12 protein-coding genes are annotated in these 13199 nt (G+C 74.4%); 7 read left to right on the forward strand and 5 right to left on the reverse strand.

Going from position 1 to position 13199, the window contains the following annotated elements; translation table 11 throughout:
- Positions 1 to 19 precede the first annotated feature (19 nt).
- Together BLW63_RS07225 and BLW63_RS07230 are read left to right on the forward strand one after the other, a co-directional pair.
- Positions 20 to 1702 (forward strand): sodium:solute symporter family protein, encoded by a 1683-nt coding sequence (locus BLW63_RS07225; protein ID WP_091152950.1) that lies wholly within the window; start codon positions 20 to 22, stop codon positions 1700 to 1702.
- A 17-nt stretch (positions 1703 to 1719) separates the two neighbouring features.
- A complete protein-coding gene (locus BLW63_RS07230) occupies positions 1720 to 2019 on the forward strand; it encodes a hypothetical protein (protein ID WP_091152952.1) in 300 nt (99 codons plus the stop codon).
- A 34-nt stretch (positions 2020 to 2053) separates the two neighbouring features.
- Here the strand turns inward: BLW63_RS07230 and BLW63_RS07235 are convergent, their stop codons facing one another.
- Together BLW63_RS07235 and BLW63_RS07240 are read right to left on the reverse strand one after the other, a co-directional pair.
- The gene (locus BLW63_RS07235; protein ID WP_091152954.1) at positions 2054 to 3160 is read right to left on the reverse strand and encodes a sulfite oxidase; all 1107 of its coding nucleotides are present in this window, start codon (positions 3158 to 3160) and stop codon (positions 2054 to 2056) included.
- 219 nt (positions 3161 to 3379) lie between these two features.
- Complete coding sequence (locus BLW63_RS07240; RefSeq protein WP_483099035.1) at positions 3380 to 4102, reverse strand: IclR family transcriptional regulator; 723 nt, start codon at positions 4100 to 4102, stop codon at positions 3380 to 3382.
- A 61-nt stretch (positions 4103 to 4163) separates the two neighbouring features.
- Between BLW63_RS07240 and leuC the strand changes: the two genes are divergently transcribed.
- Entirely contained in the window at positions 4164 to 5588 is a 1425-nt protein-coding gene (leuC, locus tag BLW63_RS07245) for a 3-isopropylmalate dehydratase large subunit (RefSeq protein ID WP_091152957.1), read from the forward strand.
- A gap of 23 nt (positions 5589 to 5611) precedes the next feature.
- Positions 5612 to 6217 (forward strand): 3-isopropylmalate dehydratase small subunit, encoded by a 606-nt coding sequence (gene leuD, locus BLW63_RS07250; protein WP_091152960.1) that lies wholly within the window; start codon positions 5612 to 5614, stop codon positions 6215 to 6217.
- A 170-nt stretch (positions 6218 to 6387) separates the two neighbouring features.
- Here leuD and BLW63_RS07255 read toward each other — a convergent pair whose 3' ends face one another.
- The 3 genes from BLW63_RS07255 to cofC are packed head-to-tail and all read right to left on the reverse strand — an operon-like array spanning position 6388 to position 10084.
- The gene (locus BLW63_RS07255) at positions 6388 to 7344 is read right to left on the reverse strand and encodes an NUDIX hydrolase (protein WP_091152963.1); all 957 of its coding nucleotides are present in this window, start codon (positions 7342 to 7344) and stop codon (positions 6388 to 6390) included.
- Positions 7334 to 9394, reverse strand: coding sequence for an RNA degradosome polyphosphate kinase (locus BLW63_RS07260; protein ID WP_091152965.1), 2061 nt, complete (start codon positions 9392 to 9394; stop codon positions 7334 to 7336). The genes BLW63_RS07255 and BLW63_RS07260 overlap by 11 nt, the downstream gene beginning before the upstream one ends.
- Positions 9395 to 9442: 48 nt before the next feature.
- Complete coding sequence (gene cofC / locus BLW63_RS07265) at positions 9443 to 10084, reverse strand: 2-phospho-L-lactate guanylyltransferase (protein WP_244522414.1); 642 nt, start codon at positions 10082 to 10084, stop codon at positions 9443 to 9445.
- 139 nt (positions 10085 to 10223) lie between these two features.
- Between cofC and BLW63_RS07270 the strand changes: the two genes are divergently transcribed.
- The 3 genes from BLW63_RS07270 to BLW63_RS07280 are packed head-to-tail and all read left to right on the forward strand — an operon-like array spanning position 10224 to position 13179.
- On the forward strand, positions 10224 to 11039 hold the full coding sequence (locus tag BLW63_RS07270) for a lysophospholipid acyltransferase family protein (protein ID WP_091152967.1): 816 nt from the start codon (positions 10224 to 10226) through the stop codon (positions 11037 to 11039).
- Positions 11036 to 12046: an NAD(P)H-dependent glycerol-3-phosphate dehydrogenase gene (locus BLW63_RS07275; protein ID WP_091152969.1), complete on the forward strand. Its 1011-nt coding sequence runs from the start codon at positions 11036 to 11038 to the stop codon at positions 12044 to 12046. The genes BLW63_RS07270 and BLW63_RS07275 overlap by 4 nt, the downstream gene beginning before the upstream one ends.
- On the forward strand, positions 12043 to 13179 hold the full coding sequence (locus tag BLW63_RS07280; protein ID WP_091152971.1) for a cystathionine gamma-lyase: 1137 nt from the start codon (positions 12043 to 12045) through the stop codon (positions 13177 to 13179). Before BLW63_RS07275 ends, BLW63_RS07280 begins: the two co-directional genes overlap by 4 nt.
- Positions 13180 to 13199 lie beyond the last annotated feature (20 nt).

The raw sequence follows: 13199 nt of genomic DNA on the forward strand, positions 1-13199 counted from the left end.
CCCAGAGGAGGTCCCGCCCGTGGACACCCTGCGTCTCGACGCCTCGTTCGTCGACTACCTGCTCGTCGCCGCCTACTTCGCCGTCGTCCTGCTGATCGGCTTCGCTGCTCGCAGGCGGGTGTCCGACAGCCTCGACTTCTTCCTGTCCGGCCGCTCGCTGCCCGCCTGGGTGACCGGCCTGGCGTTCATCTCGGCCAACCTCGGCGCCGTCGAGATCGTCGGCATGTCGGCCAACGGCGCGCAGTACGGCATGAGCACCATGCACTACTTCTGGATCGGCGCGGTCCCGGCCATGCTGTTCCTGGGCGTGGTGATGATGCCCTTCTACTACGGGTCGAAGGTCCGCAGCGTCCCGGAGTTCATGCGCCGCCGGTTCGGCACCGGCGCCCACCTGGTCAACGCGCTGAGCTTCGCCGTCGCCCAGATCCTCATCGCCGGCATCAACCTCTACCTGCTGGCCACCATCGTCGAGGCGCTGCTGGGCTGGCCGCTGTGGCTCTCGCTCATCGTCGCCGCGGCCGTGGTGCTCAGCTACATCACCCTCGGCGGGCTGTCGGCGGCCATCTACAACGAGGTCCTGCAGTTCTTCGTCATCGTCGCCGCGCTGCTGCCGCTGACCCTCATCGGCCTCAGCCGGGTCGGCGGCGTCGGCGGGCTCGTCGACCGGGTCACCGACGCCGGCCGCGGTGAGGAGCTCACCTCGTGGCCGGCCACCGAGCTGTCGGGCATCGGCAGCCCGGTGTTGTCGGTCATCGGCATCGTCTTCGGCCTCGGGTTCGTGCTGTCCTTCGGTTACTGGACGACGAACTTCGTCGAGGTCCAGCGGGCGATGGCGACGAAGTCGATGTCGGCCGCGCGCAGCACCCCGATCATCGGCGCCTTCCCGAAGATGTTCGTGCCGTTCATCGTCGTGATCCCCGGCATCATCGCCACGGTCCTGGTGCCGGAGGTCGTCGAGGCCCGCGCCGCGTCGGCCACGGACTTCGACTACAACAACTCGATCCTGCTGCTGATCCGCGACACCCTGCCCAACGGACTGCTCGGCGTCGCCCTCGCCGGCCTGCTCGCGGCGTTCATGGCCGGCATGGCGGCCAACATCTCCGCCTTCAACACCGTCTTCAGCTACGACCTGTGGCAGCAGTACGTGCGCAAGGACCGGCCCGACTCCTACTACCTCGCCGTCGGCCGGTGGGCGACGGTCGGGGCCACCGTGGCCGCCATCGGGACGGCGATCATCGCCTCGGGCTACACGAACCTGATGGACTACCTGCAGACGCTGTTCGGCTTCTTCAACGCGCCGCTGTTCGCGACCTTCATCCTCGGCATGTTCTGGAAGCGGATGACGCCGACCGCCGGCTGGATGGGCCTGGTGTCCGGGACGCTGGCCGCCGTCGTCGTCGCCTTCCTCAGCGAGGACGCGTTCGGGACGGCGTCGCTGGGCGTGCTGCCCCTCGGCGGCCAGGGTGCGAGCTTCGTCGCCGCAAGCGCCGCGTTCGTCGTCGACATCGTCGTCAGCGTGGTGGTCAGCCAGGTCACCGCGCCCAAGCCGGTCGCCCAGCTCGCCGGCCTCGTCTACTCCGAGACGCCGAGGGAGCAGCGCACCGACCCCGACGCGCACCGGCTGCCCTGGTACCAGTCGCCGACCAAGCTGGCCGGCATCGCGCTGGTGATGGTCGTCGTCCTCAACGTGATCTTCCGCTGACGGCAGGAGCACCGGTCATGAGCAGCAGTAGCAGCAACCGCGCCACCCCGGCCAAGCAGGCGGCTGGCGCCTTCGACGTCCGCAACGTCATCGCCGCGCTGATCGGCTTCTACGGCGTCGTGCTGGTCCTCATGGGGCTGTTCAGCACCTCGGCGGACGACCGGGCCAAGACGGGCGACCTCAACGCCAACCTGTGGGTCGGCATCGCCATGTTGGTCTTCGCCGCGGTCTTCGCCCTGTGGTCGCGGCTGCGCCCCGTGGTGGTCGACCCGGGCGCCGACGTCGCCGGGGACGAGGACCGGCCCCCCGGGCACTGAAGGAGGACCCTCCTGCCCCTCGGAGCGGACCCGGTCATCCGAGGACGGTCACCGGCACCCGCTGCACCAGGTTGTTGGCGATGCCCTGCCGGTTCCACACCTGCTCGGTGGGCTGACCGCCCTCCGCGTCGGTCGCCCGGGCGACCAGCTCGGAGCTGCCCGGCTCCGCCGTCCACGCGAAGGACCAGGAACGCCAGGCGAAGGGGTGCGCCGGGTCGGCGGGGGCGAGCTCGGCGGCCGACCAGGTGGCCCCGCCGTCCGTGCTGACCTCGACGGCGGTGACCGGCGCCCGGCCCGACCAGGCCCGCCCGGTCAGCAGCACCGGGCCGGGGCGCAGGAAGCGCTCGCGGGTCATGAAGTCCGGCCAGCCGGGCGGCGTGAGCAGGGCGCGGGGCGCGATCCGGGTGACCGGCTCGCCGGGGTCGCCGGCGCCGACCTTGAGGCGGTAGGCGACCGCGTTCTGGAAGCCGTCGAAGGGGCGGTCGAGCACCTCGACGCGGGTCAGCCACTTCACGTGCGCCATGCCGTACCAGCCGGGCACCAGCAGGCGCAGCGGAGCGCCGTGCTGGGGCGGCAACGGTGCGCCGTTCATCGCCCACACCAGCAGCACCTCCGGGCGCATCGCCTCGGCCAGCGGCAGGCCGCGCGCGTAGTCCTGCTCGACGCCGCGCTCCACGCCGTGGTCCGCCCCGGTGAAGACGACGTCGACGGCGCCGGCGGCGATGCCGGCCTCCTCCAGCAGCGGGGCCAGCGGCGTGCCGGTCCACTCGGCGGTGCCCACCGCCTCGAGCAGCCACGGCTGGCTCACCGGCCGCGGCTCGTACCGGGCGCGGCCGTTGCCGGCGCACTCGAGCAGCACTCGGGAGGTGACCGCCGGGCGGCTGCGCAGCTCGTCGAGGGTGAGCCGCAGGGAGCGGGTGACGGCGCCGCCCAGCTCCAGCGACCAGGTGGCCGGGTCGACGGCGGGGATGTCGTAGTGGGTGAGCACGTAGTGCAGCCCCGGCGGCGTCACGTCGTAGCGCAGCGCCTCCAGCGGCATCCCGTGGTTGCGGGTGGCCAGCGCCAGCTCGTCGGGACCGATGCCCTCCCCGGGCTCGGCGATCCGGGCGCGGCCGCGGTACGTGGGCTCGGTGGCGGTCATGCCGCCCAGTCTTCGCCGGAGGACGGTCGAGCGGAACAGCCCGGGCGGTCAGACGGCCAGCAGTCGGCGGCCGGGTGGGCGTGCGGGGCCGGGCCTCACGCCGCCCATCGAGTTGATCATGGGCTTGTGGCAGCCGACACGCGACGACACGCCGCGGGACCCTGCAGCAACCCCATGATCGACGGCGGGAGGGAGGGTTGGGGAGGACGGGGTCCTCGTTCAGCGGGCGGCGCGGGAGATGGCACCGGCGGCGTCGAGCACCGCGCCGACCACCTCCGGGGCCGGACGGCGGCCCAGTCGCTCCACCGGCCCGGAGATGGAGACCGCGCCCAGCACCCCGCCCGCGGCGTCGCGCACCGGCGCCGACAGCGATGCCACCCCGGGCTCCCGCTCGGCGATGCTGTGCGCCCAGCCCCGGCGGCGGACGTCGAGCAGCGTGCGGGCGGTGAAGCTGGCGCTGGGCAGCAGCGGGGTGACCTCGTCGGCGGGGGCGAAGGCGAGCAGCGCGTGCGCGGCCGAACCCGCAGTCATCGGCAGCCGCGCCCCCACCGGCACGGTGTCGCGCAGCCCGTGCGCCCGCTCGGCAGCGGCGACGCACACCCGGCTGGCGCCGTCCCGGACGTAGAACTGGGCGCTCTCTCCGCTGACGTCGCGCAGCGTCACCAGGTGCCGGCCGGCCAGCTCGGCGAGGTCGGCCACCCCGCGACCCAGCTCGGCCAGTGCCGGGCCAGGCGCCCAGGCGCCGACCGGCGTGCGCCGGACCAGGCGGTGTCCCTCGAGGGCCACCGCCAGCCGGTGCGCGGTCGCCCGGGGCAGCCCGGTGCGCTCGACGAGCTCGGCGAGGGTCGCGGGCTCGGCGGCGACGGCGCGGAGGATGGCCACCGCTTTGTCCAAGACGGCGACGGGGTTAGGCTGTCCCACACAGCAATACTCGCATCCCACAGCATGAGATGACCAGTCCGGTCGTCCGAGGGGGCGAGCCCCGACCCCGGAGGGACCAGCCGTGCCGAAGACCCTGGCGGAGAAGGTCTACGACGCCCACGTCGTGCGCAGCGCCGCGGGCGAGCCGGACCTGCTCTACATCGACCTGCACCTGGTGCACGAGGTGACCAGCCCACAGGCCTTCGACGGCCTTCGCGCCGCCGGCCGCACCGTGCGCCACCCCGAGCTCACGATGGCGACCGAGGACCACAACGTCCCGACGCTGGAGATCCTCAAGCCCATCGCGGACCCGGTCAGCCGCGCACAGGTCGAGGCGCTGCGCGCGAACGCCGCCGAGTTCGGCATCCGACTGGCTCCCATGGGCGACCGCGACCAGGGCATCGTGCACGTCATCGGCCCGCAGCTCGGGCTGACCCAGCCGGGCATGACGATCGTCTGCGGCGACAGCCACACCTCCACGCACGGCGCCTTCGGCGCGCTGGCCTTCGGCATCGGCACCAGCGAGGTCGAGCACGTGCTCGCCACGCAGACCCTGCCGCAGTACCGGCCCAAGCAGATGGCCGTGACCGTCGACGGCGAGCTGCCCGAGGGGGTCTCGTCGAAGGACGTCATCCTGGCCGTCATCGCGAAGATCGGCACCAACGGTGCCGCCGGCCACGTCATCGAGTACCGCGGCAGCGCCATCGAGGCGCTGTCGATGGAGGCCCGGATGACGATCTGCAACATGTCGATCGAGGCCGGCGCCCGCGCCGGGCTGATCGCCCCGGACCGGACCACCTTCGACTTCCTGCAGGGCCGCCCGCACGCCCCGCAGGGCGCCGACTGGGACGCCGCCGTCGAGTACTGGCAGACGCTGCGCACCGACGAGGGCGCCGTCTTCGACACCGAGGTCGTCCTCGAGGCCGCCGAGCTCACGCCGTTCGTCACCTGGGGCACCAACCCCGGGCAGGGCCTGCCGATCGCGGGGTCGGTGCCGGACCCGGCGACCATGGCCGACGACGACGAGCGCCGGGCCGCCGAGCAGGCGCTGGCCTACATGGGGCTGACCCCCGGCACGCCGCTGCGCGAGATCGAGGTCGACACGGTCTTCCTCGGCTCCTGCACCAACGGCCGCATCGAGGACCTGCGCGTCGCCGCCGAGCTGCTGCGCGGCAAGCACATCGACCCGGACACGCGGATGCTCGTCGTCCCCGGGTCGGTCGGGGTGAAGCTGCAGGCCGAGGCCGAGGGCCTGGACCGGGTGTTCACCGAGGCCGGTGCCGAGTGGCGCGGCGCGGGGTGCTCGATGTGCCTCGGCATGAACCCCGACCAGCTCGCGCCGGGGGAGCGGTCGGCCTCGACCAGCAACCGCAACTTCCAGGGCCGGCAGGGCAAGGGCGGGCGCACCCACCTGGTGTCGCCGTCGGTCGCCGCGGCGACCGCGCTGACCGGGCGGCTCACCGCCCCCGCCGACCTGGCCGACGCCCCCGTCCCGGCCACCGTCTGACCCGCACTGGAGCCCTGAGAGCCATGGACGCCTTCACCACGCACACCGGCACCGCGGCCCCGCTGCGCCGCAGCGCCGTCGACACCGACCAGATCATCCCGGCCGAGTACCTGAAGCGGATCACCCGCACCGGGTTCGAGGACGGCCTGTTCGTCGCCTGGCGGAAGAACGAGCCGGACTTCGTGCTCAACCAGCCGCAGTATGCCGACGCCTCGATCCTCGTCGCGGGTCCGGACTTTGGCACCGGCTCCTCCCGCGAGCACGCCTGCTGGGCTCTGCTCGACGGCGGCTTCCGCGTGGTCATCAGCTCGCGGTTCGCGGACATCTTCAAGAACAACTCGACCAAGTCCGGGCTGCTCACCGTCGTCCTGCCGCAGGCCGAGGTCGAGGCGCTGTGGGCGGCGGTGGAGGCCGACCCCGCCACGCCCGTGACCGTCGACCTGGAGGAGCGGCGGGTCTCCCACGGCGAGCACAGCGTGCCGTTCGAGGTCGACGAGTACACCCGCTGGCGGCTGCTGGAGGGCCTCGACGACGTCGGGCTCACCGAGCGGCACCTGGCCGACATCGAGGCCTTCGAGGCGCGCCGTCCGGCCTGGCTGCCGAAGGCGCTGCCGGCCCAGCCCGCCTGAAGAAGGACCCCGTCCTCCCCACCCTTCGCAGGCTCAGGGCGGGTCCCGGGACAGGGCCGGCAGCAGCGAGGAGGCGTCAGGAACAGCGCGACAGTGCGGCCATGGCCTGCGGCCGCCCGACCAGGAGGCCCGCCCCGAGCGTCCGAGGGGTGGGGAGGAGGGGGCCTCCCTCAGCGCAGGCCGGTGAACGCGGGTTCGTCGGCGGCCTCGGGCGAGAAGTCGCGGTAGTAGTCGGCTGCGAGGGCACCCGGCCGGCCGGTCAGCACCCAGGTGCTGCCCTTCGCCGCCGGCGGGGTCACAGCCGCGCCGGTGCCCGCGAAGCGGACGCCGAGGGCCGCCAGCACCGACGGGATCGCCCCGCCCTGGCTGCAGACCACCACCGTCCCCGGCGTCCCGTCGTCGCCCGTGCTGCCCAGGAGCCGCTCGACGGTGGCGAGGGTCGCCTGCGGGTCGGCGGCGTACTCCTCCTCGCCGAGCTCGGGCAGGGGGTGGACGTCGAGACCGGTCTGCGCGGCCAGCGGCTCCAGCGTCTCGCGGCAGCGGACCCGCTCGGCGGTCAGCAGCTCGACGGGGGAGAACAGCGGCAGCACCCGCGCCAACCGCGCCGCCTGCCGGTGGCCCTTGTGGTCGAGCGGCCGCAGCTCGTCGGGGCCGTCCCAGTCGGACTTGCTGCCGGCCTTGGCGTGCCGGACCAGCAGCAGCGCGGGCTGCCGGGGGACGTCGGTGCGCGCCAGGTCGGCCAGCACGGCCCGGTCGTGCGCGTGGCTGACCATCGCGCAGGCCGCCTCGACCGGCAGCCAGCGCAGCTCGTCGACCTCGTCGTTGGGCTCGAACGTCCCGTCGGCGACCCGCATCAGCCAGTAGTCGACCCGCTTGGGGCCCTCGGGCACCTCGTACTCGGTGCGCACGCTGCGCCGTCCTACGACGACGTCGAGGCCGGTCTCCTCGGCCACCTCGCGCACCGCGGTCTCCAGCAGGTGCTCGCCCTCGTCGGGTTTGCCCTTCGGGAGCGACCAGTCGTCGTACTTGGGCCGGTGCACCAGCGCGGTCTCGATGCCGCCGCCGTCGGCCGGGCGCCACAGGGCACCGCCGGCGGCACGCACCAGCCCGCCGGTCTCAGCCGGCATGGTCCACCGCCGCCGCCATCAGGCCGGCCTGGTAGTCGCGCTCGCCGGTGCGGGTCCAGGCGCCGTCGCTGCCCAGCTCCCAGCAGCGCACGCCGTCGGCCATCGCCGCGTCGAAGGTCTCCTGCAGCTGCCGCTCGGCGGTGTGGTCGCACACCTGCAGCAGCACCTCGATCCGACGGTCGAGGTTGCGGTGCATGAGGTCGGAGCTGCCGAGCCACCACTCGCCCTCCCCGCCGCCGGCGAACCACATCGCCCGCGAGTGCTCGAGGAACCGGCCCACGATCGAGCGCACCCGCACGTTCTCCGACAGTCCGGGCACGCCGGGCCGCAGCGAGCAGATGCCGCGGATGAGCAGCTCCACCGGGACGCCGGCCGCCGACGCCTCGTAGAGGGCGTCGATGAGCTCCTCGTCGACCAGTGAGTTGACCTTGATCCGGATGCCCGCCGGCCGGCCCTCGCTGGCGTGGCGGGCCTCCCGGCGGATCTTCTCCACCAGCCCGGGACGGATGCTGTGAGGGGCGACCATGAGGCGGCGGTAGGTGGTCTGCCGGGAGTAGCCGGTGAGGGTGTTGAACAGGTCGGTGAGGTCGGCGCCCACCCGGGGGTCGGCGGTGAGGATGCCGAGGTCCTCGTAGAGCCGGGCGGTCTTCGGGTTGTAGTTGCCCGTGCCGATGTGGCAGTAGCGGCGGATCACGCCGCTCTCCCGGCGCACCACCAGCGCCGTCTTGCAGTGGGTCTTGAGCCCCACCAGCCCGTAGACGACGTGGCAGCCGGCCCGCTCCAGCGAGCGGGCCCAGCTGATGTTGGCCTCCTCGTCGAAACGCGCCTTGATCTCCACCAGGACGACGACCTGCTTGCCCGCCTCCGCGGCGTCGATGAGCGCGTTGACGATCGGGGAGTCACCCGACGTGCGGTACAGCGTCTGCTTGATCGCCAGCACGTTCGGGTCGGCGGCCGCCTGCTCGATGAAGCGCTGCACGCTGGTCGCGAACGAGTGGTACGGGTGGTGGACGAGCACGTCGCCCTCCCGCAGCGTCGCGAAGACGCTCTTGGGCGTCTCGCCCTCCGACAGCCGCGGGTGGGTGGCCGGCACGAACGGCTCGTCCTTGAGCTCCGGCCGGTCGAGGCCGTAGAGCTCCCACAGGGCGGCGAGGTCGAGCAGGCCGGGCACGTGGACGACGTCGGAGCCGTCCACCTCCAGTTCGCTCATCAGCACGTCGAGGATCCGCGGGTCCATCGGCTCGGCGACCTCCAGCCGCACGGCCGGGCCGAAGCGGCGGCGGGCCAGCTCGCGCTCCAGGGCCTGCAGCAGGTCCTCGTCGCGGTCCTCCTCGACCTCCAGGTCGGCGTTGCGGGTCACCCGGAACAGGTGGTGGTCGATGACGTCGAGGCCCGGGAACAGCTGCTGCAGGTGCGCGGCGATGAGGTCCTCGAGCGGCAGGAAGGTGGCGTCGCGGTCGGAGCTCGCGACCTGCACGAAGCGGGGCACGTTGTTGGGCACCTTGAGCCGGGCGAAGCGCGGGGCGCCGGTGTCGGGGTCGCGCACCGAGACGGCGAGGTTCAGCGAGAGGCCGCTGATGTAGGGGAAGGGGTGCGCCGGGTCGACCGCCAGCGGGGTCAGCACCGGGAACACCTGGTCGCGGAAGTACTCGCGCAGCCGCTTGGTCTCGTCGTCGTCCAGCTCGCCCCAGTGCACGATCCCGATCCCCGCCTCCTCCAGGCGCGGGGTGATGTCCTTGGTGAAGACGTCGGCGTGCCGGTGCACCAGGTCGCGGGTGCGCTCGGTGACCCGCGCCAGCTGCTCGCGGATGGTCAGGCCGTCGGGGGAGCGCACGGTCAGACCGGTGCTCTGCCGGCGCTTCAGGCCGGCGATGCGGACCATGTAGAACTCGTCGAGGTTGCCGGCGAAGATCGCCAGGAACTTCACCCGCTCCAGCAGGGGGAGGGTGTCGTCCTCCGCCAGCTCGAGCACACGGGCGTTGAAGTCCAGCCACGACAGCTCGCGGTTGATGTACCGGTCGGCGGGGGCGCCGGGTCTGGTCGAGGGCACGGGCTCATCGTGCCGCAGTCCGGGTGCCGGCGGGTGGTCGACGGGGGGTCAGCCCGGCGGCCGGGCGGCCCCGCCGAGCAGCACCGCGGTGTGCCGGCCGACGCCCAGCGCGAGGGCGGCGCGCAGGTCGCCCGGCGTGTCGACGTCGCGGGCCAGGCCCGGCCAGGCGCCGGTCAGCGGGACGGCGCCGCCGGCCGCGTGCCGCTGCGCCGACCCGGCCCCGAAGGCGGGGGCGAGCTCGGTGCCGACGGCGGTGAGCAGCGTCGTCCCGGTGCCCTGCGCGTCGGCGACGAAGCAGCGCGGCGCACCCTGCGCGGCGGCCAGCGCGGCGGTGAGCTCCTCGGGGCGCAGCGCCGGCAGGTCGGAGGAGAGCGCGGCCACCGCGGCGGCCCCGGTGGCGCGGGCGCCGTGGACCAGCGCCGGGTTGAGCCCGCGGTCGGGCTCGTCGGGCACCGTGCGGGCCCCCAGCCGGCTCACCGCCGCGGCGGCGTCGGGGTCGTCGGTGACGACGAGGACGCCGGTCACCGCGGGCGAGGCCAGCGCCGCGGCCACGGTGTCGGCCAGCAGGGCCAGGACCAGCCGGTCGTGGGCGGTCGCCGGCGGGCCGGCCAGGCCCTCGGGGAGCGGGGTGAGCCGGGTCTTGGCCAGCGCCAGCCGTTTCGCCGGGACGACGACCGACCACGCGCGCACGGCGACAATGTGAGCACACCGGCGCGCGCTTCCGGCCGGACGGACCGAACCCGGTGCACCCCGCGGAACGGCCCAGGGCCGATCATGGGGGCAGGACGTCACGGCCGACCGGGCCGGGCACGCAGGAAGGGGGGAGCCGGTGACGCAGGACGGGTCCCGGGGCACCGGGGGATCGCGCCGTACCGCAGCCCCGTCGTCCCGGTGGCGCACCCGCAGGCCGCTCCCCCCGGCCCTGCTGTTCTGCGTCGCGGTCGTCTACCCGGTCACCGCGCTGCTGTTCCGGATGCGCTACCGGCACGCCGGGCGCTTCCCCCGCACCGGCCCGGTGCTCGTGGTCGCCAACCACGTGTCGGTCCTCGACCCGCTGGCCTGCGCCCGGCTGGTGTGGGACTGCGGCCGCGTTCCGCACTTCCTGGCCAAGGACGCGGTCTTCGCCGGGCCGGCCGGGCGGATCCTGCGCGCGGCCGGGCAGATCCCGGTGGCCCGCGGCCGCGCCGACGCGCGCCACTCGCTGGCGGCCGCCGAGGCCGACCTGGCCGCCGGCAACGTCGTGGTCATCTACCCCGAGGGGTCGGTCACCCGCGACCCGGACTGGTGGCCCATGGAGGCCCGCACCGGGGTCGCGCGGCTGGCCCTGACCAGCGACGCCGTCGTCCTGCCGGTGGCCCAGTGGGGGCCGCAGCGGCTGCACGACTACCACGCCAAGCGGCTGCACCTGCGGCTGCGCGCGCCCGCCGACTACCTGGTCGGCGAGCCGGTGGACCTCACCGACCTGCGCGCGCAGGTGCGCGGCGGCCGGCCGATCACCGGCGAGCTGCTGCGCGAGGTGACCGACCGGATGATGGCCTCCGTGCGCGACCAGCTGGCCGAGCTCCGCGGGGAGCCGGCGCCCACCACGACCACCCCCCACCTCCGGCCCACCCTGCCCGGCGACCTGCCGGGGAGCGCCGCGTGAGCCGCAGCCCGGGCACGCGGGCCGCCGTCCTGGGGGCAGGCTCCTGGGGGACCACCTTCGCGAAGGTGCTGGCCGACGCGGGCTGCTCGGTGGTGCTGCACGCCCGCCGCGCGGAGCTCGCGCACGCGATCGGCGAGACCCGCGAGAACCCCGACTACCTCCCCGGCATCCGGCTGCCCGACCGGCTGCGCGCCACGGCCGACGCTGTCGACGCCCTGGCCGACGCCGACATCGTGGTGCTCGCCGTCCCCTCCCAGTCGCTGCGGGGCAACCTCACCGAGTGGGCGCCGCTGCTGCCCCCCGAGGCGGTCCTGCTGTCGCTGATGAAGGGCGTGGAGCTGGGCACCACCAAGCGGATGAGCCAGGTGATCGGCGAGGTCACCGGCGCGGGGCCCGACCGGGTCGCCGCCCTCTCCGGCCCCAACCTCGCGCGCGAGATCGCCGAGGAGCAGCCGGCCGCGACCGTGGTGGCCTGCGAGGACCACGACCGCGCCGCGCAGGTGCAGGCCGCCTGCCACACCCCCTACTTCCGCCCCTACACCAACCAGGACCTGGTGGGCTGCGAGCTCGGCGGCGCGGTCAAGAACGTCATCGCGCTGGCGTGCGGCATCACCGAGGGCATGGGGTTCGGCGACAACACCCGCGCCTCGCTGATCACCCGCGGGCTGGCCGAGACCACCCGGCTGGGCGTGGCCCTGGGCGCCGAACCGGCCACGTTCGCGGGGCTGGCCGGCCTGGGAGACCTGGTGGCCACCTGCAGCTCCCCGCTGTCGCGCAACCGCACCTTCGGCGAGCGGCTGGGGCGCGGCATGTCGGTGGAGGAGGTGCAGCGGACCACCCGGCAGGTCGCCGAGGGGGTGAAGAGCTGCGAACCGGTGCTGGACCTGGCACGGGCGCACGGGGTGGACATGCCGCTCACCGAGGCCATCGTCCGGGTGTGCCACGACGGCGTCCCGGTGACGCAGATCGTGAAGGACATCATGTCGCGGGAGGCGAAGCCGGAGTGAGCCGTCACTGGGGGGACGGCACCCGCTCGGTCCGCGCCGGCGAGGACGCGCCCGTGCCGGGCGTGCCGCTGCGGCCCTCGCCGGTCTTCGCCGCCCCGTACCACCTCGGCGACCGCCCGCCCCGCGCCGAGGGCGCCGACGCCTACGCGCGCACCGAGCACCCCACGCTGCGGGTCCTCGAGGCGGCGATCGGCGAGCTCGACGGCGGCCGGTGCCTGTCCTTCGCCACCGGCATGGCCGCGATCAGCGCGGCGGTGCTCGCCGTGGCCCGCGCCGGCGACCGGGTGGTGCTGCCCTCGGACGGCTACTACACGACCCGGCTGCTCGCCGGCGACGAGCTCGAGCGCTTCGGCGTGCGGGTGGAGTACGTGCCCACCCCGGAGATCGGGGCGGTGGCCGCCCGCGGGGACCTCGAGGGCGCCGCGCTGGTGATGCTGGAGACGCCGAGCAACCCCCAGCTCGACGTCTGCGACGTCGCCGCCGTCGCCCGCGCCACCCGTGCCGCCGGGGCGGTGCTCGCCGTCGACAACACCACGGCGACCCCGCTGGGCCAGCGGCCGCTCGAGCTCGGCGCCGACCTCACCGTCGGCAGCGACACCAAGGCGCTGACCGGGCACAGCGACCTGCTGCTCGGCCACGTCAGCACCACCGACGACGAGCTGTACGCCCGGCTGCGGTCTTTCCGCGACCACACCGGCGGCACGCCCGGCCCCTTCGAGGCCTGGCTGGGGCACCGCTCAATGAGCACGCTCGACCTGCGCCTGGCCCGCCAGGCGGCCACCGCGGCGGCGGTCGCCGACCTGCTCGCCGAGCATCCCGCGGTGAGCGGCGTCCGCTGGCCGTGGCGGCCCGGGGACCCCTCCCACGAGCTCGCCGCGCGCCAGATGCTGCGCCCGAACGGCGTCGTCTCCGCCGAGCTGCCCGACGCCGCCGCGGTGGCGCGGGTGCTGGCCGCCAGCCGGCTGTGGACGGCGGCCACCAGCTTCGGTGGGGTGCACAGCACCGTCGACCGGCGGGCCCAGTGGGGCGGGGACGCCGTCCCCGAGGGGTTCGTGCGGCTCTCCTGCGGCATCGAGGACACCGCCGACCTGGTCGCCGACCTCTCCGCCGCCCTCGACGCCGCCCTCGGGTGACGTGCTGGAACGGCCCCCTG

This window comes from Geodermatophilus africanus, assembly GCF_900107105.1.
GTDB lineage: Bacteria > Actinomycetota > Actinomycetes > Mycobacteriales > Geodermatophilaceae > Geodermatophilus > Geodermatophilus africanus.

Excerpts from the sequence above, each read along its gene's own strand:
- leuD (WP_091152960.1), top strand. The coding sequence starts at position 5,612 with ATGGACGCCTTCACCACGCACACCGGCACCGCGGCCCCGCTGCGCCGC.
- BLW63_RS07230 (WP_091152952.1), top strand. The coding sequence starts at position 1,720 with ATGAGCAGCAGTAGCAGCAACCGCGCCACCCCGGCCAAGCAGGCGGCT.
- BLW63_RS07255 (WP_091152963.1), bottom strand. The coding sequence starts at position 7,344 with ATGCCGGCTGAGACCGGCGGGCTGGTGCGTGCCGCCGGCGGTGCCCTG.
- BLW63_RS07235 (WP_091152954.1), bottom strand. The coding sequence starts at position 3,160 with ATGACCGCCACCGAGCCCACGTACCGCGGCCGCGCCCGGATCGCCGAG.